The sequence below is a fragment of the Cryptosporangium japonicum genome, from assembly GCF_039524755.1.
GTDB lineage: Bacteria > Actinomycetota > Actinomycetes > Mycobacteriales > Cryptosporangiaceae > Cryptosporangium > Cryptosporangium japonicum.
The window spans coordinates 130,643-152,857 of record NZ_BAAAGX010000042.1 but is presented as its reverse complement, the minus strand read 5'-3'; the positions used below and the strand labels follow the sequence as shown (position 1 = coordinate 152,857).

At 71.9% G+C, this 22,215-nt stretch carries 19 protein-coding genes; 11 read left to right on the top strand and 8 right to left on the bottom strand.

The window, feature by feature from the left end:
- Window positions 1-16 precede the first annotated feature (16 nt).
- Window positions 17-2,029 (top strand): ArnT family glycosyltransferase, encoded by a 2,013-nt coding sequence (locus ABD437_RS39940; RefSeq protein ID WP_344654189.1) that lies wholly within the window; start codon window positions 17-19, stop codon window positions 2,027-2,029.
- On the opposite strand, the gene ABD437_RS39935 is transcribed toward ABD437_RS39940, so the two are convergent.
- A complete protein-coding gene (locus ABD437_RS39935; RefSeq protein ID WP_344654188.1) occupies window positions 2,030-2,542 on the bottom strand; it encodes an ArsR/SmtB family transcription factor in 513 nt (170 codons plus the stop codon).
- 56 nt (window positions 2,543-2,598) lie between these two features.
- Between ABD437_RS39935 and ABD437_RS39930 the strand changes: the two genes are divergently transcribed.
- From ABD437_RS39930 to ABD437_RS39915, 4 genes are all read left to right on the top strand, one after another.
- The gene (locus ABD437_RS39930; RefSeq protein ID WP_344654187.1) at window positions 2,599-3,486 is read left to right on the top strand and encodes a S41 family peptidase; all 888 of its coding nucleotides are present in this window, start codon (window positions 2,599-2,601) and stop codon (window positions 3,484-3,486) included.
- 54 nt (window positions 3,487-3,540) lie between these two features.
- Window positions 3,541-4,569 carry a methionine synthase gene (locus ABD437_RS39925; RefSeq protein WP_344654213.1) on the top strand — a complete coding sequence of 343 codons (1,029 nt, stop codon included), beginning with the start codon at window positions 3,541-3,543 and terminating at the stop codon, window positions 4,567-4,569.
- Entirely contained in the window at window positions 4,566-6,761 is a 2,196-nt protein-coding gene (gene ligA, locus ABD437_RS39920; protein ID WP_344654186.1) for an NAD-dependent DNA ligase LigA, read from the top strand. The genes ABD437_RS39925 and ligA overlap by 4 nt, the downstream gene beginning before the upstream one ends.
- Before the next feature lie 80 nt (window positions 6,762-6,841).
- A complete protein-coding gene (locus ABD437_RS39915; RefSeq protein WP_344654185.1) occupies window positions 6,842-7,483 on the top strand; it encodes a hypothetical protein in 642 nt (213 codons plus the stop codon).
- Window positions 7,484-8,803: 1,320 nt separating this feature from the next.
- Here ABD437_RS39915 and ABD437_RS39910 read toward each other — a convergent pair.
- The 3 genes from ABD437_RS39910 to arfB all read right to left on the bottom strand — a co-directional run bounded on the left by ABD437_RS39910 (window position 8,804) and on the right by arfB (window position 11,976).
- Window positions 8,804-9,559: an SDR family NAD(P)-dependent oxidoreductase gene (locus ABD437_RS39910; protein ID WP_344654184.1), complete on the bottom strand. Its 756-nt coding sequence runs from the start codon at window positions 9,557-9,559 to the stop codon at window positions 8,804-8,806.
- A 37-nt stretch (window positions 9,560-9,596) separates the two neighbouring features.
- Complete coding sequence (locus ABD437_RS39905) at window positions 9,597-11,228, bottom strand: ABC transporter ATP-binding protein (protein WP_344654183.1); 1,632 nt, start codon at window positions 11,226-11,228, stop codon at window positions 9,597-9,599.
- 322 nt (window positions 11,229-11,550) lie between these two features.
- Window positions 11,551-11,976 (bottom strand): alternative ribosome rescue aminoacyl-tRNA hydrolase ArfB, encoded by a 426-nt coding sequence (gene arfB, locus ABD437_RS39900; protein WP_344654182.1) that lies wholly within the window; start codon window positions 11,974-11,976, stop codon window positions 11,551-11,553.
- Between the two features lie 58 nt (window positions 11,977-12,034).
- On the opposite strand from arfB, the gene ABD437_RS39895 reads away from it, so the two are divergent.
- From ABD437_RS39895 to gatB, 4 genes are all read left to right on the top strand, one after another.
- Window positions 12,035-12,700 (top strand): SDR family oxidoreductase, encoded by a 666-nt coding sequence (locus tag ABD437_RS39895; RefSeq protein ID WP_344654181.1) that lies wholly within the window; start codon window positions 12,035-12,037, stop codon window positions 12,698-12,700.
- 185 nt (window positions 12,701-12,885) lie between these two features.
- A complete protein-coding gene (gene gatC / locus ABD437_RS39890; protein ID WP_344654180.1) occupies window positions 12,886-13,185 on the top strand; it encodes an Asp-tRNA(Asn)/Glu-tRNA(Gln) amidotransferase subunit GatC in 300 nt (99 codons plus the stop codon).
- A 2-nt stretch (window positions 13,186-13,187) separates the two neighbouring features.
- Entirely contained in the window at window positions 13,188-14,705 is a 1,518-nt protein-coding gene (gene gatA, locus ABD437_RS39885; protein WP_344654179.1) for an Asp-tRNA(Asn)/Glu-tRNA(Gln) amidotransferase subunit GatA, read from the top strand.
- Window positions 14,702-16,174 (top strand): Asp-tRNA(Asn)/Glu-tRNA(Gln) amidotransferase subunit GatB, encoded by a 1,473-nt coding sequence (gene gatB, locus ABD437_RS39880; protein ID WP_344654178.1) that lies wholly within the window; start codon window positions 14,702-14,704, stop codon window positions 16,172-16,174. The genes gatA and gatB overlap by 4 nt, the downstream gene beginning before the upstream one ends.
- 43 nt (window positions 16,175-16,217) lie before the next feature.
- On the opposite strand, the gene ABD437_RS39875 is transcribed toward gatB, so the two are convergent.
- Window positions 16,218-17,252: an aminotransferase class V-fold PLP-dependent enzyme gene (locus tag ABD437_RS39875; RefSeq protein ID WP_344654177.1), complete on the bottom strand. Its 1,035-nt coding sequence runs from the start codon at window positions 17,250-17,252 to the stop codon at window positions 16,218-16,220.
- 173 nt (window positions 17,253-17,425) lie between these two features.
- On the opposite strand from ABD437_RS39875, the gene ABD437_RS39870 reads away from it, so the two are divergent.
- Window positions 17,426-17,944 carry a SigE family RNA polymerase sigma factor gene (locus tag ABD437_RS39870; protein ID WP_344654176.1) on the top strand — a complete coding sequence of 173 codons (519 nt, stop codon included), beginning with the start codon at window positions 17,426-17,428 and terminating at the stop codon, window positions 17,942-17,944.
- A complete protein-coding gene (locus ABD437_RS39865) occupies window positions 17,934-18,671 on the top strand; it encodes a hypothetical protein (RefSeq protein ID WP_344654175.1) in 738 nt (245 codons plus the stop codon). Before ABD437_RS39870 ends, ABD437_RS39865 begins: the two co-directional genes overlap by 11 nt.
- Here the strand turns inward: ABD437_RS39865 and ABD437_RS39860 are convergent.
- Genes ABD437_RS39860 through ABD437_RS39850 form a run of 3 tightly spaced genes read right to left on the bottom strand, consistent with a single transcriptional unit; the run spans window position 18,655 to window position 22,039 of the window.
- Window positions 18,655-20,325: a metallophosphoesterase family protein gene (locus ABD437_RS39860; protein ID WP_344654174.1), complete on the bottom strand. Its 1,671-nt coding sequence runs from the start codon at window positions 20,323-20,325 to the stop codon at window positions 18,655-18,657. The genes ABD437_RS39865 and ABD437_RS39860 overlap by 17 nt on opposite strands.
- A gap of 40 nt (window positions 20,326-20,365) precedes the next feature.
- Complete coding sequence (locus ABD437_RS39855; RefSeq protein WP_344654173.1) at window positions 20,366-21,529, bottom strand: PQQ-dependent sugar dehydrogenase; 1,164 nt, start codon at window positions 21,527-21,529, stop codon at window positions 20,366-20,368.
- A gap of 36 nt (window positions 21,530-21,565) precedes the next feature.
- On the bottom strand, window positions 21,566-22,039 hold the full coding sequence (locus tag ABD437_RS39850; protein WP_344654172.1) for a PH domain-containing protein: 474 nt from the start codon (window positions 22,037-22,039) through the stop codon (window positions 21,566-21,568).
- Between the last annotated feature and the right edge of the window lie 176 nt (window positions 22,040-22,215).

The window sequence follows — 22,215 nt, the reverse complement described above, 5'->3', positions numbered from 1 at the left end:
CGCCGATCGTCGAGGCATGACCGCCACCCTTTCCCGCCCCGAGGTTCTCTCTCCGGTCCGGCCGCCGGGCCGATCGTTCCCCGGCCGCCGGCTCTCGGTGCTCGCGCTGCTGCTCGGCACGGCTGTGCTGTACCTCTGGAACCTCTCGGCCTCCGGTTACGCCAACGAGTTCTACGCCGCCGCCGTGCAGGCCGGCACCCAGAGCTGGAAGGCGCTGCTCTTCGGCTCGCTGGACAGCGCGAACTACATCACCGTCGACAAGCCACCCGCGTCCCTCTGGGTGATGGGCCTGTCCGGGCGCCTGTTCGGCTTCAACAGCTGGAGCATGCTCGTGCCGCAGGCCCTGATGGGCGTCGCCGCGGTCGGGCTGCTGTACGCCGCGGTGAAGCGGTGGTTCGGCCATGCGGCCGGCCTCCTCGCCGGTGCCGCGCTGGCGCTCACGCCGGTCGCCGTGCTCATGTTCCGCTTCAACAACCCCGACGCCCTGCTGACGCTGCTGCTGGTGGCCGGCGGGTACTTCATGGTGCGTGCGGTGGAGTCCGGCCGGACGGGCTGGCTGCTCCTCGCCGGGTCGGCGCTGGGCTTCGGCTTCCTCACCAAGATGCTCCAGGCGTTCCTCGTGCTCCCGGCGTTCGCGCTGGTCTACCTGGTGGCCGGAACGCCGCGGTGGCGTCGCCGCATCGGGCAGCTGCTGCTCGCCGGCGTCGCGATGGTGGTGTCGGCGGGCTGGTGGATCGCGCTCGTCGAACTGTGGCCGGCTTCGTCGCGTCCCTACATCGGTGGCTCGGAGGGCAACAGCGCGCTGGAGCTCGCGCTCGGCTACAACGGGCTGAGCCGCCTGACCGGCGGCGAGGGCAACAACGGGAACGGCTTCAGCGGCACCGCCGGGTTGTTCCGGCTGTTCAACTCGCAGATGGGTGGTCAGCTCTCGTGGCTGCTGCCCGCTGCGCTGATCGCGCTGGTGGTGGGCGTGATCTGGACGGCCCGGCGGCCGCGGACCGACCGCACCCGGGCCGGGCTGATCCTCTGGGGCGGCTGGATGCTGGTGACCGGCCTGGTGCTCTCGTTCATGGAGGGCACGGTGCACGAGTACTACACGGTGGCGATGGCACCGGGTGTGGTCGCGACGATCGTGATCACCGGGCGGCTGCTGTGGCACGAGCGTCGCTCGGTGGTGGCCCGGGTGTTGCTCGCGGCGATGGTCGCGGCGACGGGGGTCTGGAGCTACGTGCTGCTGAACCGCACCGCCGACTGGTACTCGCCGCTGCGTTACGTGGTGGTGACCGGTGCGCTGGTGGCGGCGGTGGCGCTGGTGTTCGTCGGCCGCTGGCGGAAGGTCGCGACGGTCGCGCTGGTCGTGGGGGTGCTGACCGGGTTGGCCGGGAGCGGCGCCTACGCCGTGCAGACGGCGGGCACGGCCCATTCCGGCAGTACGCCGACGGCCGGACCGGTCTCGACCGCGACGACGGGTGGGCCCGGGGGAGGGCGCGGCGGTACGCCGCCGTCCGGCGCGATGCCGTCGGGTTCGTCGCCGGGCAGTTCGTCTTCGGGCAGTTCGTCTTCGGGCAGTTCGTCTTCGGGCGGTTCGTCCGCGGGCAGTTCGTCGTCCGGTGCTTCCTCGGCGGGTGGATCTTCCGCGGCGGGCTCTTCCGCGGGTGGGGTGCCGGCGGCGGGGAACCGGCCCGGCGGTGGGGGTGGAGCCACGACGAGCGCGGAGTTGACCGCGTTGCTGACGAAGTCCGACGCGACCTGGGCCGCCGCGGTCGGAACCTCCCAGTCCGCGGCTTCCCTGGAGCTGACCACCGGCAAGGCGGTGATGTCGATCGGCGGCTGGAGCGGCAGCGACGAGTCGACGACCCTGGCCCGGTTCCAGGCGCTGGTGAAGGCCGGCCGGATCGGCTACTTCATCGCGGGCGGGCAGGGCGGCGGCGGCAGCGACTCCGTGCTGAGCCGGATCACCACCTGGGTGGAGGCGAACTACACCGCGACGACGGTGGGCGGAACGACCGTGTACGACCTCACGTCCTGATCAGTACGTGCCGGCTGGCCGCGGTTTCCAGACCGTGGCCAGCAGGCCGTACGGCTCGGCGTCCTCATCGGCGTCCTCATCGGCGTCCTCATCGGCGTCGTCGAGGCCGTCGAGCAACTCCTCGAGCGTGCGCGTGACGGCGCGCGCCTGCTCGGCGGTGAGCCGCACGGTGCGCAGGCGCCCGCCGAGTTCGTCGGAGCGTGCGAGCTCGTCCGCCACCGCACGCAGCATGAGCGGGGTGGCGTCCGGGCCGAGCGTCATCTTCCGCGCCGCCCGCCGGTAGTAGTGCTCGGTGCCGCCGCGCACCGTGCGGGTCTCCGCGATCTCGACCAGCTCCGCGGTGTGGAGCACGTCCAGGTGATGGGCGATGTTGCCCTTGCGCTGCTCGAGCGTACGGGCGAGCTGGCTGATCGTCGCCGGCTGCCGGCCCAGCGCCAGCAGCAACCGGTGCCGGAGCGGATGCCCCAGCGCCTTGTGCTGGGCGACGTCCGAGATCTCCAGGTGCTCGTCCATTCCACAAGCGTCAAGAACTCTTGACGCTTTGTCAAGCGCGCTGCTTCACTGTGGACATGAGCAACGCGGAGATCGTCGACCGGACCATCGAGTTACTCGACCAGTACGTGTTCCCCGACGTGGGCCGGCAGGCCGCCGAGGCGGTGCGAGCCGCCCGGGGCCGCTACGGCGAAGGGCTCGCGCCGGCCGAGCTGGCCGAACGCGTCACCGAGGATCTGCAGTCGATAAACGGCGACAAGCATCTGCGCCTCCAGTTCACCGCGGAGGCGTTACCGCTGAGCACCGGCGAGAAGGCCACCGACGACGCGGCCGAGCACGAGGCGGAGGCGCGCGAGGCGGCCCGGAGCGCGGGCGGCGTGCTGAAGGTCGAGCGGCTCGAGGGCAACCTGGCCTACGTCGGGATCGAATTGCTGTGGCCGCCGGAGATCGCGGCACCGGCGATGGCGGCGGCGATGACGCTCGCGCACGGCGCCGACGGCCTGATCATCGATCTTCGGCGCTGCCGCGGCGGGTCGCCGTACATGGTCGCGTTCGTGTGCAGCTACCTCTTCGTGCCCGAACCCGTGCACCTCAACGACATCTACTTCCGGGCGTCCGACGAGACCAGGCAGTTCTGGACGCAGTCGTACGTGCCGGGGGGCCGGCTGGGTCCCGATCTGCCGGTCGCGGTGCTCACCAGCGCGTTCACGTTCTCCGGCGGCGAGGACCTGGCCTGGAGCCTGCGGGAGCTCGGGCGCGCGACGCTGATCGGCGAGCCCACCCGGGGCGGGGCGCACCCCGTCGACCGCATCCAGATCCACCCGCATCTACGGGTGACGATCCCGGTGGCCCGGTCGGTGAGCCCGCGCACCGGCGGCAACTGGGAGGGCACCGGCGTGACGCCGCACATCGCGGTCCCGGCCGACCAGGCGCTCGCGCGCGCCGTCGAGCACCTGCTCGCATAAGGTTTCCGCGTGGATTATCCGTGGCCCGAGGGTGCGGCGACCGGCGTCGGATCGATGCCGGGCACCGACGTGATCGAAAGTGTCCGCACGGTGCTGGGCGAGCTGCCCGACCTGCCGCATCTACCGGAGCTGCCGAACCGCGGCCCCGGTGCGGACCTGATCGGCCGGGGCGCCTCGTTCCTGGTGGAGCTGCCGGTCGATCTGCAGCCGTCCGGGTGGCGCCTGGTCGACCGGCCCGGTCGCGACCTGCGCCGCGCGCTCGACCTGATGGAGCGCGATCTCGACGCGCTGACCGAGCACGCCGAGGGCTACTCCGGGCCGCTGAAGGTCCAGGCGGCCGGCGTCTGGACGCTGGCCGCGTCGCTCGAGCTGCACAACGGGGTCGCGGCCGTGTCCGATCCCGGCGCCGTCCGTGACCTCGCCGAGTCGCTGCTCGACGGGCTGATCGCGCACCTGGCCGACGTCCGCAGGCGGGTACCGGGGGCCGAACTGCTGCTGCAGCTGGACGAGCCGACGCTGCCCGCGGTGCTGGCCGGGCGCATCAAGACGCCGAGCGGGTACGGAATGCTGCGGCGCCCGGAGGAGTCGACGGTGGAGTCGGCGCTGGCGACGCTCGTCGAGAAGGTCGGCGCCCCGGTCGTGTTCCACTGCTGCGCCGCCGAGGTGCCGTGGGGGCTGTTCCGGCGCTCCGGAGCCGTCGCCGTGTCGGCCGACCTGACGTTGCTCGGCCCCTCCGATCGGTGGAGTGCCCGCACCATCGACACGATCGGCGAGGAGCTCGACGCCGGGCTCGGGCTGTTCGCCGGCATGGTTCCCGCGGTTCTCCCGGTGGCCGCGGTCAGCACCGCTGATCAGCGCGTTGCCGCCCGCGCGCGGGAACGGAAACTGTCGGACCCGGCCACTAGCGTGGTGCCGGTACGGACGTTGTGGCAGCGGCTCGGGTTCGATCCCGCGTCGCTGGCGAGCCAGGTGGTCGTCACGCCCACCTGCGGGCTCGCCGGCGCCACCGACGACCGTGCGCGAGCTGTGCTGACACAGGTACGCGAGGCCGGTCGCAGCCTGGTCAAGGATCCGGAGGCATGAGCGTGGACGAGACCGCAGCACCGTCCGAGGTGCGCAAGCAGCACGACGCGTTGGCCGAGGAGATCCTGGGCCACCAGTTCGCGTACTACGTCTCCGACGCACCCACGGTGTCCGACGCCGACTACGACCGCATGATGCGCGAGCTCGAGGCCATCGAGGAGGCGCACCCCGACCTGCGGACGCCCGAGTCGCCGACGCAGCGGGTCGGGGGCACGTTCTCCACCGACTTCACCGCGGTCGATCACCTGGAGCGGATGCTCAGCCTCGACAACGCGTTCAGCCAGGAGGAGCTCACCGAGTGGGCCGAGCGTGTCCACCGCGAGGTCGGCACCGGGATCCACTACCTCTGCGAGCTCAAGATCGACGGGCTCGCGATCAACCTGCTCTACGAGAACGGCCGCCTGACCAGGGCGCTGACCCGAGGCAACGGCGTCACCGGGGAGGACGTGACGCTCAACGTCCGCACGATCGCCGACGTGCCGACGGTGCTCTCCGACGACGGCGGCCACGACGTCCCGGCGCTGGTCGAGGTGCGTGGCGAGATCTTCTTCCCGGTCGAGGCCTTCGGCGATCTGAACGCGAGCCTGGTCGAGGCGGGCAAGGCGCCGTTCGCCAACCCGCGCAACGCGGCGGCCGGTTCGCTGCGCCAGAAAGATCCGCGGGTCACCGCGTCGCGGCCGCTGCGGATGCTTGTGCACGGCATCGGCGCCCGCGAGGGCTTCACGCTCACCCGGCAGTCGCAGGCCTACGACCGGCTCAAAGCGTGGGGCCTCCCGGTCTCCTCGCACTACCAGGTGCTCGACACGCTCGACGAGGTGCAGGCGTACATCGCGAACTTCGGCGAGAACCGGCACTCGGTCGAGCACGAGATCGACGGCGTCGTGGTCAAGGTCGACGAGGTCACCGCGCAGCGCCGCCTCGGCTCCACCTCGCGTGCGCCGCGCTGGGCGATCGCGTTCAAGTACCCGCCGGAAGAGGTCAACACCAAGCTGCTCGACATCCGCGTCAACGTCGGGCGCACCGGCCGGGTCACCCCGTACGGCGTGATGGAACCGGTCCTGGTGTCCGGCTCCACCGTGGAGATGGCGACGCTGCACAACGCGAACGAGGTCAAGCGCAAGGGTGTGCTGATCGGCGACACGGTCGTGCTGCGCAAGGCCGGTGACGTGATCCCGGAGATCGTCGGGCCGGTCGTCGACCTGCGCGACGGCGACGAGCGCGAGTTCGTGATGCCGACGCACTGCCCCGAGTGCGGCACCGAGCTGCGGCCGATGAAGGAAGCCGACGTCGACATCCGGTGCCCCAACTCGCGGTCCTGCCCGGCGCAGCTGCGTGAACGGATCTTCTTCCTGGCCAGCCGGTCCGCGCTGGACATCGAGGCGCTCGGTTACGAGGCGGCCATCGCGCTCACCCACCCGGACGCCCCGGAGACGCCGCCGCTGGCCGACGAGGGCGACCTTTTCGCGCTGACGCCCGAACAGCTCGCCGACGTCGCGATCAAGCGCGTGAACAAGAAGACCGGCGACGAGGAACTCGTGTCGTTCTTCTACACGAAGGGCACGCCGAAGGTGCCGTCCGTGCCCACCAAGAACACCGAGCGGCTGTTCGCGGAGATCGCGGCGGCGAAGGAGCGCCCGCTCTGGCGGGTGCTGGTCGCGTTGTCGATCCGCCACGTGGGCCCCACGGCCGCGCAGGCGCTGGCCCGCTCGTTCCGCTCGATCGACCGCATCGCCGAGGCGAGCGCCGAGGAACTGGTCACCGCCGAGGGCGTCGGCCCGACGATCGCCACCGCCGTGCACGAGTGGTTCGAGGTCGACTGGCACCGCGAGATCGTCGAGAAGTGGCGCGCGGCCGGCGTCCGGCTCGAAGAGGAGGCGGTCGAGGAGGGCCCGCGCCCGCTCGAGGGCGTCACGGTGGTGGTCACCGGGTCCCTGGAGGACTTCAGCCGCGACTCGGCCAAGGAGGAGATCCAGAACCGCGGCGGCAAGGTGTCGGGCTCGGTCTCGAAGAAGACCGGCTTCGTGGTGGTGGGGGAGTCGCCCGGCTCCAAGCACGACAAGGCCGTGCAGCTGAAGGTGCCCGTGCTCGACGAGGCCGGCTTCAAGGTGTTGCTGGCCGACGGCCCCGACGCCGCGCGAGCAGTAGCCACCATCGGCGACCCGAACGCCGAGCCCGAGCCCGCCGCGGAATAGCCGGGGGTAGAGCTAGGTCTACCCCCGGGTCGGCACGGGGCTCCACTGTGCCCGTGGTCGAGTTCCGGCAGGGTGGTGCCATGACGCAAACCGGGGCGCGACGAACCCGCCCGCTGCTGGCCGCCGCCGCGTCGGCCGCCGTGCTGGTGGGTCTCGTGCTCGCGGTGTCGGCCGCGGTAGGCGGACCCGGCACCGCGCCGCTCGGCTTGGCGCCGCTCGGCTTGGCGCCGCTCGGCTTGGCGCTGCTCTGCTGCGTACCGGGCGCGGGTGCGGAAGGTGCACTGCTCCGCTCGACGGCGCAACACCGGGCCGCCATCGCCGTCACCGTGACCGCGGCGCTGGGGGTCGGAGCAGTCGTGTGGCCGGGCGGAGCGGCCCTGCTGGCCGCCGTCGTGGCGGTGACGAGCGTCCCCGTGGTGCTCGCCGTCACGCTGGGTTTGTCGCCCCGAGCGATCCGCTTTCCCGCAGCGGTGTTCCGGGTTTTGGTAGGGGCCGGCCTGGCCAGCGCCCTGCCGGTGACCACCACCGGCGGGTTCCTCACCGATGGGTTCCTGGCCGGTGGGTTCCTGGCCGGTGGGTTCCTCACCGGTGGGTTCCTGGCCGTGGCCGCCGCCGCCGCCGCGACGGCCCTGACCATCCAAGCCGTCCACCGCCGATCCACCCGATCGGCCCCCGCCACTCCACGCCGCTCCCAATCGGCTCCCGCCACCCCACGCCCGTAGCCGCCCGCTATCCCGCCGACCGTTCTCCCGGAAGTGGTCCCTTGTGAACGGGCTGGAGCGCGCCCGATCGGGACCGCTCGTGCGGTGGTGCCCGTCCATTCGTGTGCGTGGGAGCGGGTCCCTATCGGCAGGCTTGGGCGCGCCTTTATGGGGCCGCTCCGGGAGAGCGAGGTTATCGCGTTCGAGGGGGTTGGAATCCGCACTGTTGGTCCGGTACAGGCGGGATCCGCGCGATCGGTCCGCTCTAGGCGGCGGTGTGCACCCGGCGCTGTGCCCTAAGCGGTCCCTTTTTGGCGGGCCAGAACGCGTCCGAGTGGGCCCGCGGTGGTGCACGTGCGGCGCTGTGCCCTGAAGCGGTCCCGTTTTAGGGGGTCAGAACATGCCCGAGTGGGCCCGCGGTGGTGCACGCCCGGTGCCGTGCCGTGAAGCGGTCCCTTTTTGGCGGGCCAGGACACGCCTGAGTGGGCCCGCGTCGGAGCATGTGCGGTGTCGTGCGTGGAAGCGGTCCCATTTCGGCGGGCTAGTGCACGCTCGAAGGGGACCGCTTCGGATGGAGGAGGCAGGGTGGTGCCGTTTTGAACGCGCTGGGATCTGCGTAGACGTGGCCGCCTGGGTGGCGGCTTCACCCAGTGCCGTTCGGAAAGCGGCTCCTTTCCGGCAGGAGGACACGTCCGATTAGGCCCCGATGGGGTGCGTGCGGTGTCGTGCGTGGAAGCGGTCCCCTTTCGGCGGGCTAGGGCGCGCTCGAAGGGGACCGCTTCGGAGGGAAGAGGCAGGGTGGTGGTCCCCCCTTTTGAACGCGCTGGGATCTGCGTAGGCGGGGCCGCCTGGGTGGCGGCCTCACCCGGCGCCGCGCCGGGAAGCGGTCCCTTTCCGACAGGGCAGGACATGTCCGAACGGGACCGCTCCAGGGAGGGGCGAGATCGGTGCCCTGCGAACGTAGGAAGCCCGCGCGAGCAACCCCCTTTGGATAGCGGCGCTCGCCCGGCGCAGTGTCCCCAAGCGGGCGCATTTCGGCGGGTCAGACCACGCCCGAACGACCCGGCAGTACCCACCCGGCACCGTGCCTAGAAGCGGCCCTCTTCAGGCGGCCCTGGCCCCCTGAACAGCGCTGCGAACGCGCCAAAACCCGCGCGATCGAGGGCACTCGTTACGGCGACGCGCACCACCCGGCGCTGCACTCCCAAGCGGCACCATTCCAGGTAGCCAGGACCCGCCCGAACGGGACCGCTCATCCAGAGCCGGGCACGCAAAGGGCCACGAACCACGCCCGGCCCGGCCAACGACGCCGGCCGCTTGTGACACCCCAACTACGACGAATCAGGCGGTCACGCCTCCGTCCAGCACCAGATCGTGACCAACCGTGAACCCCGCCTCCTCCGACGCCAGGTACAACACCGCCGCCGCTACCTCCTCCGGGCGCCCCGCCCGGCCCACCGGCACCGCACCGGCCAATCGTGCGTCCCGGTCCGCGACCGACTCGCCGGGGCCGAACGACATCGGGGTGTCGATCGGCCCCGGGCTCACCGCGTTGATACGGATGTTGTCGGCGAGGTACTCGCGGGCCGCGGTGCGGGTCAGCACGCTCACCCCGGCCTTCGTGGTGGCATACGCGCCGAACCCGGCCCGTCGCTCGTGGGCCCCGAGGTTCGACGCGACGTTCACGATCGCGCCGCCGCCGTTCGCGCGCATGTGCGTGACCTCGTGTTTGAGCGCGAGCCACAGGCCGGTGAGGTTCGTGGCCAGCACCTGCGACCAGTCGTCCTCGTCCAGGTCGGCCAGCGGCGCCACCCGCCCGAGCATCCCGGCGTTGTTCACCGCGACGTGCAGGCCGCCGTGCCGCTCCACGGTGGTCGACACGGCCGCGCGCACGGCGTCGCCCTGGGAGACGTCCGCCACGACGGCGGACGCTTTGCCGCCGGACGCGGCGATCTCCTCCACGGTGTCGTCGAGGGCGGCGGCACGGCGGCCGGCGACGACGACGGTGGCGCCCTCCCGGGCGAACGCGAGCGCGGTGGCGCGCCCGATGCCCGAGCTCGCTCCGGTGACCAGCACGACCTTGTCGGTGAACCGCATACCCGTTCCTTTGATCGTCCAACGTGTACGCGGCCCATCATGCCGATTCTGGAACGATCGGTCTAGAACAAATTTTCCCGTCGGCGAGTTCGACGACGTGGTCCGCCTCGGTCGCCAACCGGAGGTCGTGCGTGATCAGCACGGTCGTCCGTCCGGCCATCAGGCGCCGCAGCGGGCCGAGCAGGCGCCGGACCGCCTCGCCGTCCAGGCCGGTGGTGGGCTCGTCGAGCACCAGCACCGGTGCGTCGCGCACCAGCGCACGGGCGATCGCGATCCGCTGGCGCTGGCCGCCGGACAGGAAGCGGCCGCGGTCGCCGAGCACGGTGTCGTACCCGTCGGGCAGGCTGCGGACGAACACGTCCGCGTCGGCGGCGGTCGCGGCCGCGACGATCTCCGCGTCGGTCGCGCCGGCCCGCCCGAACGCGATGTTCTCGCGCACGGTCCCGTGCAGGATCGTCGTCTCCTGCGGAAGCAGCGTGACGTTGGCGCGCAGCGCCTCGAGCGGGAGGTCACGCAGGTCGACGCCGTCGAGCAGCAGCTGTCCCGACGCCGGGTCGGCGTAGCGCAGCAGCAGCTTGGTGAGCGTCGACTTGCCGGCTCCGCTGGCCCCGACCACGGCGACGGTGCGACCGGCCGGAACGCGCAGCGTCACCGAGCGGAGGGCGGGGCGGACCGCGTCCGGGTAGCGGTAGCCGACGCCGCGCAGTTCGAGGTCGCCCCGGACCACGGCCGGGTGCGCGCGCGCCGGGCGGTCGGTCACCGACGGAGCGGTGTCCAGCAGTTCGGCCACCCGCTCGCCGGCGGCGCGGGCCGCGGCCAGGCCGAGCGCCAGGTGCCCGAGGCTCTGCACCGGCGGGTAGAGGTAGCTGACGAAGCCCGCGAACGTCAGCAGGCCACCGAGCGTGAGCCGGCCGGTGCCGATCTCCCAGGCGCCCACGCCGACGATCGTCAGAACGCACAGCGTCTCGACGACGCTGACCAGCGGCCCGTACGCGCCGGACAGCCGGGCCTGGGCGACGCGGATCCGGGCCCAGCGCGCACCCGCCGCCGCGACCCGGCCGGTGACCAGGTCGGCGCGGTTGTAGGCCTGCACGAGCGCGACCGCCGACACGCTCTCCTCGACGACCGCGGTCACCCGGCCGTTGACCCGGCGTTCCTCGTCGGCGACCGCGCTGATCCGCCGGGAGAACCGGCGCGCCGCGAACCAGAGCATCGGCGCCGCCGCGAACGTGAGCAGCGCGAGCTCCCAGCGCAGGATCAGCGCGGCCGCGCCGAACACGACGATGCCCAGCACCGACGACACCGCACGCACCGGCCCCGACCCGACGATCTCCTCCACCTCCTCGACGTCATCGGTGAGGCGGGCGACCAGATCGCCGTGCTCCATCCGGTCGACGGTGCCGGGCGAGAGCGTGACCACGTGCCCGAACGCGTGGTCGCGCAGGCGGGCGACGAACCGCTCGGCCGCCGACGCCGACAGCCAGGTGGCGGCGAACTGGGCGGCTCCGCCGAGCACCGCGGCCCCGAGCCAGAAAGCCGCCGGCAGAATCAGCGCGGACAGTATTCCGGTGGTGAGCACGTCGTCGGTTATTCGGCCGAAAAGCCAGACGCCGGCGAGTTCGCAACCGGTGACGACGAGGCCGAGAATTGTCGCACCGATCAATTTCATCAAGTCCGGCCGCATGAGTGGCCAATAACGACGGAACATTTGTGCGATCGATTCTCGAGGGCGTCCCGCGCCGCCGGACAGCGGCGCGGGACGCTCGGGTCAGTCGCAGTCGCGCTGCGTCGGGGACTGCTGCTTGCCGCGCTTCTTGTCCTTGCGGTCGGCCTTGGGGGCGGAGGCCGGCTTGGCGGTGGGAACCGGGAGCTGACGGAAACTCATGGTGGGACGTCCTTTCGGTTTCTATTGTTTGCCGCCTCGTGCGGCGACACCACGAACAATAGGGTTCCGAAATTCAGCGGCAGCTGTCCCGCCGATAAGAAATGGATCAGTCGTCGGTATTGCGGCGCAGGCGCTTGGTCTGCGAACGACGGGCCTTCTCGCTCAGGCGCCGTTCGACCGAACCGCGGCTCGGGCGGGTGGGGCGGCGCGGCCGCGGCGGCGGCGCGATCGCCTCGGCCAGCAGCGCGGCGAGCCGTTCCTCGGCGGCCAGGCGGTTGCGGTACTGCGAGCGGTGCTCGGACGCCGCGACCGTGACGACGCCCTCCACGAGCCGGCCGGCCAGCCGCTCCCGGGCGCGGTCCTTCAACACCGGGCTCAGCGCCGAGCTGCCCTCCAGATCCCAGGAGAGCTCCACGCGCGAATCGGCCGTGTTCACCGACTGCCCGCCGGGCCCGCTGGACCGGGAGAAACGCCAGTAGAGCTCGGCCTCCGGAACGACGACCGAGCCTCGAATCCGCAGCGGCCCGGGCATATCCACAGCCTGCCACGCACCAGCGACGGATTTATCGGCGCGGGGATACGGTTGGGCCATGCGCGTAGTCATCGCTGGTGGACACGGGAAGATCGCCCTGCGGCTGGAGCGGCTGCTGAGCGCCGACGGCGATCAGCCGGTCGCGCTCGTCCGCAATCCCGACCACGTCGCCGACGTCGAGGCCGCCGGTGCCGAGGCCGTCGTCCTCGACCTGGAGAAGGCCTCGGTGGAGGAGGTCGCCGCGGTCGTGCGCGGAGCGGACGCGGTCGTGTTCGCCGCCGGGGCCGGCCCGGGCAGCGGCGCCGCACGCAAGGACACCGTCGACCGGGGCGCCGCGGCCCTGCTCGCCGACGCCGCCGAGGCCGCCGGGGTGAGCCGGTACCTGATGGTGTCGGCGATCGGCGTCGAGAAAGACCTTCCGGCCGGTACCGACGAGGTCTACGTGGCCTACCACCAGGCCAAGCGGGCCGCCGACCACGATCTGATGAAGCGCGAGCTCGCCTGGACGATCATCCGGCCCGGCGCGCTCACCGACGGGCCCGGCACCGGCCGGGTCGCGCTCGACGTCGAAGTGGAGCGCGGAAGCATCTCCCGTGACGACGTGGCCGAGGTGCTGCTGGCCTCGCTGCGCCGCCCGTTCACCGCCGGGCTCGCCCTCGAAGTGGTCGAGGGCACCGTCCCGATCGTCCCCGCACTCACCGACGCGGCCGGCGACCGCTCCTAGCAACACCCGCACCTGCGCGGCGTAACACCCGCACCTGCGCGGCGTAACACCCGCACCTGCGCGGCGTAACACCCGCACCCGCGCGGTACCGAGACCCGCGCGGCGCGGGTTACGCGGTGTGAGCCGCACCCGCCCGCGCCGTAGGATGCCGCAAAGAATTGCTCTATACGAGGGGAAGCTTTCCCATGCCCGCCATCTCCCGCGAGGAGGTAGCGCACCTCGCCCGGCTCGCCCGGCTCGCGGTTACCGACGACGAGTTGGACACGTTCGCGGGTCAGCTCGACGTGATCCTCGGCGCGGTCGCCCGCGTCGGTGAGGTCGCCGCCGACGACATCCCGCCGACCAGCCACGCGGTGCCGCTCACGAACGTCCTCCGGGCCGACGAGGTCCGGCCGTCCATCGACCGGGAGATGGTGCTGCTCGCCGCCCCCGCGGCCGAGGACGGACGATTCCGCGTTCCGCGCATCCTGACCGAGGAGGAGTGAGGGTGCCCGACACGGAACTCACGCATCTCACTGCCACCGACCTCGCCGCGAAGATCGCGGCCGGTGACGTCACCGCGGTCGAGGTCACCCGCGCCCACCTCGACCGGATCAAAGCGGTCGACGCCGACGTCCACGCCTTCCTGGTCCTCGACGAGGACGGCGCGATCGCGACCGCCGAGGCCGTCGACGAGCAGCGCACGAACGGCGAACCGCTCGGCCCGCTGGCCGGCGTCCCGCTGGCGCTGAAGGACGTGGTCGTCACCCGCGGCCTGCAGACCACCTCGGGTTCGAAGATCCTCGAGGGGTGGATCCCGCCCTACGACGCGACGATCACGCGCAAGATGCGCGAGGCCGGCATCGTCATCCTGGGCAAGGCCAACATGGACGAGTTCGCGATGGGCTCGTCCACCGAGAACTCCGCGTTCGGCGCCAGCCACAACCCGTGGGACCTCACCCGCACGCCGGGTGGCTCGTCCGGCGGGTCCAGCGCCGCGGTCGCCGCGTTCGAGGCGCCGCTCGCGATCGGCACCGACACCGGCGGCTCGATCCGTCAGCCCGCCGCGGTCACCGGCATCGTCGGGCACAAGCCGACGTACGGCGGCGTGTCGCGCTACGGCCTGATCGCGTTCTCCTCCTCGCTCGACCAGGCCGGTCCGTTCGGCCGCACGGTGCTCGACACCGCGCTGCTCCACGAGGTCATCGCCGGGTACGACGCGTGCGACTCCACCAGCCTGAACGTGCCGGTTCCGCCGGTCGTGGCGGCGGCCAGGGAGGGCGCCCACGGCGACCTGTCCGGCCTCACCGTCGGTGTGGTCAAGGAACTCGGCGGTGACGGGTACGAGCCCGGCGTCGAGGCCGCGGCCCGGAACGCGTACACGAAGCTCGAGGAGATGGGCGCGAAGGTCGTCGAGGTCTCCTGCCCGAACTTCGGCTACGCGCTGGCGGCGTACTACCTCATCGCGCCGAGCGAGGCGTCGTCCAACCTGGCCCGCTTCGACGCGGTCCGCTACGGCCTGCGGGTCGGCGACGACGGCGTCCACAGCCTCGAAGAGGTCATGTCGCTCACCCGGGAAGCCGGGTTCGGGCCCGAGGTCAAGCGCCGCATCATGATCGGCACCTACGCGCTGAGCTCCGGCTACTACGACGCCTACTACGGGCAGGCGCAGAAGGTCCGCACGCTGATCAGCCGTGACTTCGCGGCCGCGTTCGAGACGTGCGACGTGCTGGTCAGCCCGCCGACGCCGACGACGGCGTTCAAGCTCGGCGAGCGCGTCAACGACCCGATGGCGATGTACGCGGCCGACCTGTGCACGCTGCCCGCGTCGCTGGCCGGGCTGCCGGCCATCTCCGTTCCGGCCGGCACGGCGAAGGCCCCCGGCGGCGACCGCGACCTGCCGGTCGGGCTGCAGATCATGGCCCCGGCCCTGGCCGACGACCGGTGTTACCGGGTGGCCGCGGCGGTCGAGGCCGCGCTGGGTGTGCTCGCCGACCGCGCTCCCGCTCTGGAGGGATCGAAGTGACGGTAGACGTCATCGAGCGGTACGAGCCGGTCATCGGGCTCGAGACCCACGTCGAGCTGGGCACGAACACCAAGATGTGGTGCGGCTGCGCCACCGCGTTCGGGGCCGAGCCGAACACCCAGGTGTGCCCGGTGTGCCTGGGCCTGCCGGGTTCGCTGCCGGTCGTCAACGCGGCGGCGGTGGAGGCGACGATCCGGATCGGACTCGCGCTCAACTGCTCGATCGCCACCTGGTGCCGGTTCGCGCGGAAGAACTACTTCTATCCGGACATGCCGAAGAATTACCAGATCAGCCAGTACGACGAGCCGATCTGCACCGACGGTTACCTCGACGTCGAGGTGGACGGCGAGACGATCCGGATCGAGATCGAGCGCGTCCACATGGAGGAGGACACCGGTAAGACGCTGCACGTCGGCGGCTCCACCGGTCGCATCCACGGCGCCACCCACTCGCTGGTCGACTACAACCGGGCCGGTATCCCGCTGGTCGAGATCGTGACCAAGCCGGTCGTCGGCACCGGGGGCAAGGCTCCCGAGGTCGCCCGGGCGTACGTCACCGCGCTGCGTGACGTCATCCGTGGGCTGGACGTGTCCGACGTGCGGATGGAGCAGGGCTCGATGCGCTGCGACGTCAACACGTCGCTCAACCGGCACGGCGAGCCCTGGGGCACCCGCACCGAGACGAAGAACGTCAACTCGCTGCGTTCGGTGGAGCGCGCGGTGCGCTCGGAGATGATCCGGCAGGCCGGCATTCTCGACGGCGGCGGCAAGATCCGGCAGGAGACGCGCCACTTCCACGAGGACACCGGGGAGACCACGTCCGGCCGGAGCAAGGAAGAGGCCACCGACTACCGGTACTTCCCCGAGCCCGACCTGGTGCCGCTCGCGCCCGACCCGGCGTGGGTGGAGGAGCTGCGCGGCACGCTGCCCGAGCCCCCGGCCGAGCGTCGCAAGCGTATCCAGCAGGCGTGGGGCGTGTCCGACCACGACTGGGCGTCGGTGGTGAACGCCGGCGCGGTGGAGCTCATCGAGGCCACGATCACCGCGGGTGCCTCGGCCGAGGCGGCCCGCAAGTGGTGGATGGGTGAGCTGGCCCGCCGGGCCAACGAGACCGGCACCGAGCTCGACGCGCTGCCGATCACCCCGTCGCAGGTGGCGGGGGTCCAGGCGCTGGTCGACGCCGGGCGCATCAACGACAAGCTCGCGCGTCAGGTGCTCGACGGGGTGCTCGCGGGCGAGGGTTCGCCGGAAGAGGTCGTCGCGGCGCGGGGGCTCGAGGTCGTCAGCGACACCGGGGCGCTCGGCGCCGCGGTGGACGAGGCGATCGCGGCCAACCCCGACGTCGCGGACAAGATCCGCAGCGGCAAGGTCGCGGCGGCCGGCGCGCTCGTCGGCGCGGTCATGAAGGCCACCAAGGGCCAGGCCGACGCGAAGACCGTCCGCGAACTGATCATCCAGAAGCTGTCCTGACCAGCGACGGTGCCCCGCCCGGGGAACGGGCGGGGCGCCGTCGTCAGGACAGCGCGTTCAACGCCAGGTCGACGTCGGCCTGCGTCGTGTAGAGGTGGCACGAGAAGCGCACGGCCCCGGCGCGGATCGCGGTGCGGATGCCGGCCGCACGCAGGCGCTCCTGGCCGGCCTCGTCCATCGGCACCGAGACGATCGCCGAGTCGCCGGCCGGTAGCCCGAGCCCGGCACGCAGCGCGTTCGCCAGCCCGACGTCGTGTTTGTGCACCTCGTGCGGGTCGAGGTCGGCCAGCAGCCCCAGCGACGTGGCCGTCCCCACCCAGGAGAACCAGGCCGGCGAGGTGTCGAACCGCCGGGCGTCGGCGGCCAGCCGCAGCGGCAACCCGTAGATCGAGGCCCAGATGTCGGCCCCGGCGTACCAGTTCGCCGCGTGCGGCGTCAGCGACTCCAACCGGTCGGGCCGCACGATCAGGAACGCGCTGCCCCGCGGCGACAGCAGCCACTTGTACGCGCCGCACACCACGTAGTCGACCCACGAGACGTCCAGCGGCAGCCACCCCGTCGACTGGGTCGTGTCCAGCAGCACCGGCACTCCGGTGGCGCGCAACGCGTCCAGGTCCACCAGCGAACCGTCGGCCGACTGCACCATCGACACCGCGACCAGCGCGGTCGTCTCACGCACGGCGGACGCCAGCGACGCCAGCGGCACCGAGCGGAGGGACAGCCCGGACTGCGCGGCGAACGGGAACAGCAGCGACGTGAAATCGTCGTCGGCGACCAGCACCTCCGAGCCGGGCGGCAGCGACGCCGCGACCAGCCCGACCAGCGGCGACACCGTCGAGCCCGCCGCCACCGACGACGAGGGCACGCCGGCGATCCGGGCGAACGCCTCCCGCGCACCTACGACCGAGACGTCGAAGTCGCCGGCGGTGGCCCGCCCGCGCGACCAGGCGTCGATCGCGGCGTGGACCGCGTCGACGGTCACGCGCGGCGGAGCGCCCAGGCTCGCGGTGTTGAAGAAACCCGGGTCGGGCGTGAACTGGTCACGGACGGCGTCAAGGCTCAGCACGCTGGTAGTCACGTGATCGACGCTAACCCGCGACGCCGCCACCGAACCGGGCCAACCGAGCCTCAACTGGTCGGGAACTCCGGCCCGCCGACGACCGGGCGGAGGAAATCCGGGTGCGACCGCAACCGGCCGCCCGACCACCGCGTGACAAGGAGACGTCCGGGCAACCGACCGATCGGAACGACGTGGCGACTGCGGAACACGAGTTCGACGAGTTCTACACCGCGAACTTCGCGGCGATAGGAACGCAGATCGCGGCGTACCTCGGCGACCGGGCGGAAGCCGAGGACATCACGCAGGAAGCGTTCTGCCGGGCCTGGCGGCGCTGGTCGCGGGTGTCCGGCTACGGCGATCCGGTGGCCTGGGTGCGTACGGTCGCGTACCGGCTGGCGGTGAGCCGCTGGCGCCGGATCCGGGTCGCGTTCGCCCATCGTCGCCAGCAACGCGCGGAGCCGGCGCCGCCGCCCGACCCGGAGTGGCTCGACCTGGTCGCCGCGCTCGGCACGCTGCCGGCGCAGCAGCGCCGGGCCGTCGTCCTCTTCTACCTGGGTGATCTGAGCATCGACGAGATCGCCGACCGTGAAGGCGTCCCCGCCGGGACGGTCAAATCGTGGTTACACCGGGCCCGCGGTCGCCTGGCCGTCGAACTCGGTCCGGACGAGATCGCCCACACCGACCGGACGGGGGTGCTGCGTGAGCACTGATCCGCTCGAGACGAAGTTCGCCGCCTTCCGCGCCACCACGACCCTGAGCGGTCCCGGCGCCCCGGAAGCGCGCGCCACCGTCCGCAGGCAGCGCCGCCGCGCTGTCGTCGTCGGCGCGGCCGCCCTGGTGCTCGTGATCCTCGGCGCCGGCGCCGCCATCGCGGGAATCGGCCACGAGCCCCAACGCCTGGTTCCGGCCGAGGCCCCGTCGTCCCCGTCCCCGTCGTCCCCGGCACCGCCTCCGACCGACGACCCGCGCCGCTACCTCTCCGACGACGGAGCCGCCTTACCCGACGCGCGGATCGACCTGCGCACCAAGACGTTCTCCACCTGCTCGGGACCGCAACTGCAGTTCCACGACGGCCACGCCGTCGGCCTGTACCAGGGCGCGCCGACGCGCTACGAATTTCCTCCGGACCGCGGGGGAGGCTTGACCGCCGACCTCGACGGTGACGGCAATCGGGAGTACCTCGTGACAATTCGCTGCGCGGCGACTTCGCGTCCGGTGGATCAGATCTTCGTGCTCCGGGGCGACCCCACGACCGGCGACTTCACCGCGATCGCGGGGATACACGGTGACGCGGTGATCGAGGGCGAACAGCGTTACACGCGGCCGACGATGGAGATCGACGGGGACACGGTCACGATCGAACATCCGGCCGACGGCGAGCCCGGTGTCTGGCGGTGGCGTTATCAGGACGGCGACATGGTCAGGGTGTCGCGCTAGGCGTGGCTGCGCCGGTCGGCGACGGGATCACCGGCTGAGTGTTCGGCGCGGACGGAGACGGACTCACGGTGACGGTGCCGCTCGGCGACGCCGTGACCGTCGCCGTCGGGGTGGCGTTGCGCTGGCCGATGATCACCCGGCGCAGCTCCACCTGCGACTGCCCCGACCCGCTCACCGTGATCTCGTCGTACGCCTTGAGCGCGCCGTCCTGCGCGAAGTAGAGCACGGTCATCTCGAACGACTTCGGCGTGTCGCCCTGGAGGCCACGCAGGCCGGCGGCGCCCGTCGACCCCTCGATCATCAGCAGCGTGTCCTTGTCGAGCGCCTCGACCTTCCGCTCGTGGGTGTGCCCGGCCAGGATCAGCGGCCCACGGTCCTTGAGCGGTTCGGCCGCCGCCGGCTCGTGCACCATCATGACGTCGACGGACTTCTCGTTCTCCCGGTTGTACCGCTGCACGGTCTCCGCGAGCGCGTCGCCGGACTGCGCCTCGACGTCCTTGCCCGCGTTGTCGTCGCCGGTGGTCTTGTCCGGCGTGAACCGGCTGCTGCCCACGCCGGCCACGGTCAGGCCCGCCACCTCGCGCACGGTGTCGTCGAGCACCACCGCGTTCGGGTTCGTCGCGACCGCACGGGCGACGTCGGCCGAGTCGTGGTTGCCGCGGATGAACACGTACGGGACCTTCAACGCGGCGATGTTGCTGGCGTAGAGGTTGGCCTCGGTGGCGCTGCCCCAGTCGGTGAGGTCACCGGTGTCGAACACCGCGTTGACCTGGAACTGGTTGCCGATCGTGCCGATCACCTGCCACGCGGTGGGGTTGTTGTGCAGGTCGCTGACGTGCATCACGCGGATCGTGTTCGGGTCGGGCTGGTAGTTCGGCAGCGTCGAGACGGCCTCGTAGACCTTGCTCATGTTGGTGAGGATCGAGACGAGCTGACCCCGGTACTGGCCGTAGTTGTCGTAGATCGAACGCGCGTCACCGATCAGCGCCGGGATGTTCGTCAGCAGCCCCTCGTAGCGGGGCTGGCTCAGGCTGTTGGGGTTGAGCGTCGCGGCCGCGATACCGCTGCCGCCCGCCAGCAGCACGACCGCCATGCCGCCGGTGAGCGCCGTGCGCCGCACGTCGCGGAACGCGATGGCGCCGAGCAGGACCGCGCCCAGCAGCGCCGCCCCGGCCGCGCGCAGCGCGAGCGTCTGGATCGCCGAGCGGACGTCCCCGGTGGTGAGGTCGGTGGCTTCCTCGATGCGTGCCGGGTCGGCGATCAGCTGCCTGGTCTCCGACTCGTTCAGCCCGTCGACGCGGGCGACCAGCCGGATCGGGCCGCGGTGGCTCTGGACCGAGATCGCACCGAGCGGCGGGATGCGCAGCTGCGAGCCGCCGGTCAGCGACGGCTGCGCGGCCAGCTGCATCTGGAACGGACCGATCTCCACCTCGGCCCGCCCGCCGAGCTGCAACCCGAGCACCGTCCCGACCAGCGCGATCAGGAACGCGAGCACACCCGTGCGCAGCCACTGGGGCCCACGCACGGAACGCAGCCGGGCCAGCCGGTGCCTCCCATGCGCCGGCGCGTCGCTCTCCGTCACTGCGTTGCCGTCTGACGTCACCGGAGTGGCGTCGGCGTCTTCGGGCGGCGTCGGAATCGAGTCAGAACCCACGATGTCTTCTCTTTACCGAATTTCTCGGTTCGCTAACCCGCTAGAGCACGTCCACGCCGCTCGAACCGGGCGGGATGATCCGCAGGATGCGATCGTCGTCCACGGTGGGGTCACCGCGCCCGTCCCGGTTGGACGTCGCGACCCAGACCGAGCCGTCCGGCGCGGAGACCACCGTCCGCAACCGACCGTACCGGTTCTGCAGCATCGCCCGTGGTGTGCCGTCGACCGTGCCCTTCTCCACGTCCAGCGTCACCACCCAGAGCCGCTCGCCCTTCAACGCGGCGACCAGCAGGTTCGAGCCGACGACGACCGCGCCGCTCGGCGAGGCCACATCGGGCTTCCAGGCGACGAGCGGCTTGGTGAACCGCTTGTCCTCGCTCATGCCCTCCACCGTCGGCCAGCCGTAGTTGCCGCCCTTGGTGATGAGGTTGACCTCGTCCCACTGGTTCTGGCCGAACTCGGTGGCCCAGAGCCGCTTCCGCGAATCCCAGGTGAGGCCCTGGACGTTGCGGTGGCCCCGGGACCACACCAGCGAGTTCGGGTACGGGTTGCCCGGCGCCGGCTTGCCCGCCCCGGTCATCCGCAGGATCTTGCCGCCGAGGCTCGTCAGGTCCTGTGCCCGCCCGCGCTCGGATGCGTCGCCGGTGCCGGCGTAGAGGTAGCCGTCGGGGCCGAACGCGAGCCGGCCGCCGTTGTGGATGCCCGACACCGGGATGCCGGTGACGATCGGCTGCGGCTGCTGACCCAGCACCAGCGACGCGATCCGGTTGTCGGTGCGTGTCGTGTAGTAGATGAAGACCGTCTTGTCGGTCGCGTACTTCGGCGAGACCGCGATGCCGAGCAGGCCGCCCTCGCCGCCGGAGTAGGCGTCCTGGATGGTCTGCACCGGGGTGGCGCGGCCGCCGGGCGTGATCGACAGGATCCGGCGCGTGTCGCGTTCGGTGACGAGCGCGTTCCCGTCGGGGAGGAAGGCCAGACCCCAGGGCACCTGGAGGTTCTTCACCAGCACCTGGACGCCGACCCCGTCGTCCTCCTCGGACCCACCGGGCGCGGTGGGCGACGCGCTGGGCGTCGGCAGGTTCGGCGACTCGCCGCTCTCCGTCTCGTCGGGAGCGCCGAGTGAGCAGCCGGCCAGCGCCAGTACCAGGGTCGTCGCCGCGACGACCAGCGGACGCAAGGCTCGTTGCCGGGTGGGCGCGGACATGCCACCGAGCCTAACCGGCACCTCCCAGCGCGACGGTCACGCCTCGGTGACGGTCTCCGTGGCGGGCTTCGGCGCGGGCGCTGGTTCGGGCGCCGGTTCGGGCGCCGGTTCGGGCGCCGGTTCGGGCTTCGCTTCGGGCGTCGTGAGTCCGACCGACTCGATCAGCCGGGGGAGGGTCGCGGGCGTCACCGCGGGTAGCCGCAGGGTGCCACCGCCGACCAGCTGCACCGAGACCCGGCCCCGGGACGACAGGAAGCCCTCGATCTCGTCCCAGCGCAGCGTCCGGCGCCCGAACGCGCGCCGGACCGTGAGGTGCTCGGCGTCGACGTCGACGCCGGTGCGGACCACCCACCACAGCGCGGCCAGCGGAACCACCATCACCGGCGCGTACGCCCAGCTCTGACCGGCGATCGTGAACGCCCCGATCGCCATCAGCAGGATCGCGGCGACCGTGGCGAAACTCTGCCGGAACCGGACGCGGATCGGCTTGGCCGAGGTCTGGGTGCTCACCGTTCCAGTGTCGCAGGTCGCGGGTGCGCGAGGCGGCGTAGGCTCGTGGCACCGCGCTGCCCTCGTCCCGGTCGTCGTGATTTCCGCCGCCACCCGCGGCCCCGGCCACGGGACGCTCCCCACCGGCGGTCGGCCGGCCCGCGCCGCCTGCCCGCTCACCGCGCCTTCTGCCCGAA

Excerpts from the sequence above, each read along its gene's own strand:
- ABD437_RS39895 (WP_344654181.1), top strand. The coding sequence starts at position 12,035 with ATGCGCGTAGTCATCGCTGGTGGACACGGGAAGATCGCCCTGCGGCTG.
- ABD437_RS39940 (WP_344654189.1), top strand. The coding sequence starts at position 17 with ATGACCGCCACCCTTTCCCGCCCCGAGGTTCTCTCTCCGGTCCGGCCG.
- ligA (WP_344654186.1), top strand. The coding sequence starts at position 4,566 with ATGAGCGTGGACGAGACCGCAGCACCGTCCGAGGTGCGCAAGCAGCAC.
- ABD437_RS39925 (WP_344654213.1), top strand. The coding sequence starts at position 3,541 with ATGCCGGGCACCGACGTGATCGAAAGTGTCCGCACGGTGCTGGGCGAG.
- gatC (WP_344654180.1), top strand. The coding sequence starts at position 12,886 with ATGCCCGCCATCTCCCGCGAGGAGGTAGCGCACCTCGCCCGGCTCGCC.
- ABD437_RS39935 (WP_344654188.1), bottom strand. The coding sequence starts at position 2,542 with ATGGACGAGCACCTGGAGATCTCGGACGTCGCCCAGCACAAGGCGCTG.
- ABD437_RS39915 (WP_344654185.1), top strand. The coding sequence starts at position 6,842 with ATGACGCAAACCGGGGCGCGACGAACCCGCCCGCTGCTGGCCGCCGCC.
- ABD437_RS39855 (WP_344654173.1), bottom strand. The coding sequence starts at position 21,529 with ATGTCCGCGCCCACCCGGCAACGAGCCTTGCGTCCGCTGGTCGTCGCG.
- ABD437_RS39930 (WP_344654187.1), top strand. The coding sequence starts at position 2,599 with ATGAGCAACGCGGAGATCGTCGACCGGACCATCGAGTTACTCGACCAG.
- ABD437_RS39905 (WP_344654183.1), bottom strand. The coding sequence starts at position 11,228 with ATGAAATTGATCGGTGCGACAATTCTCGGCCTCGTCGTCACCGGTTGC.
- arfB (WP_344654182.1), bottom strand. The coding sequence starts at position 11,976 with ATGCCCGGGCCGCTGCGGATTCGAGGCTCGGTCGTCGTTCCGGAGGCC.
- ABD437_RS39910 (WP_344654184.1), bottom strand. The coding sequence starts at position 9,559 with ATGCGGTTCACCGACAAGGTCGTGCTGGTCACCGGAGCGAGCTCGGGC.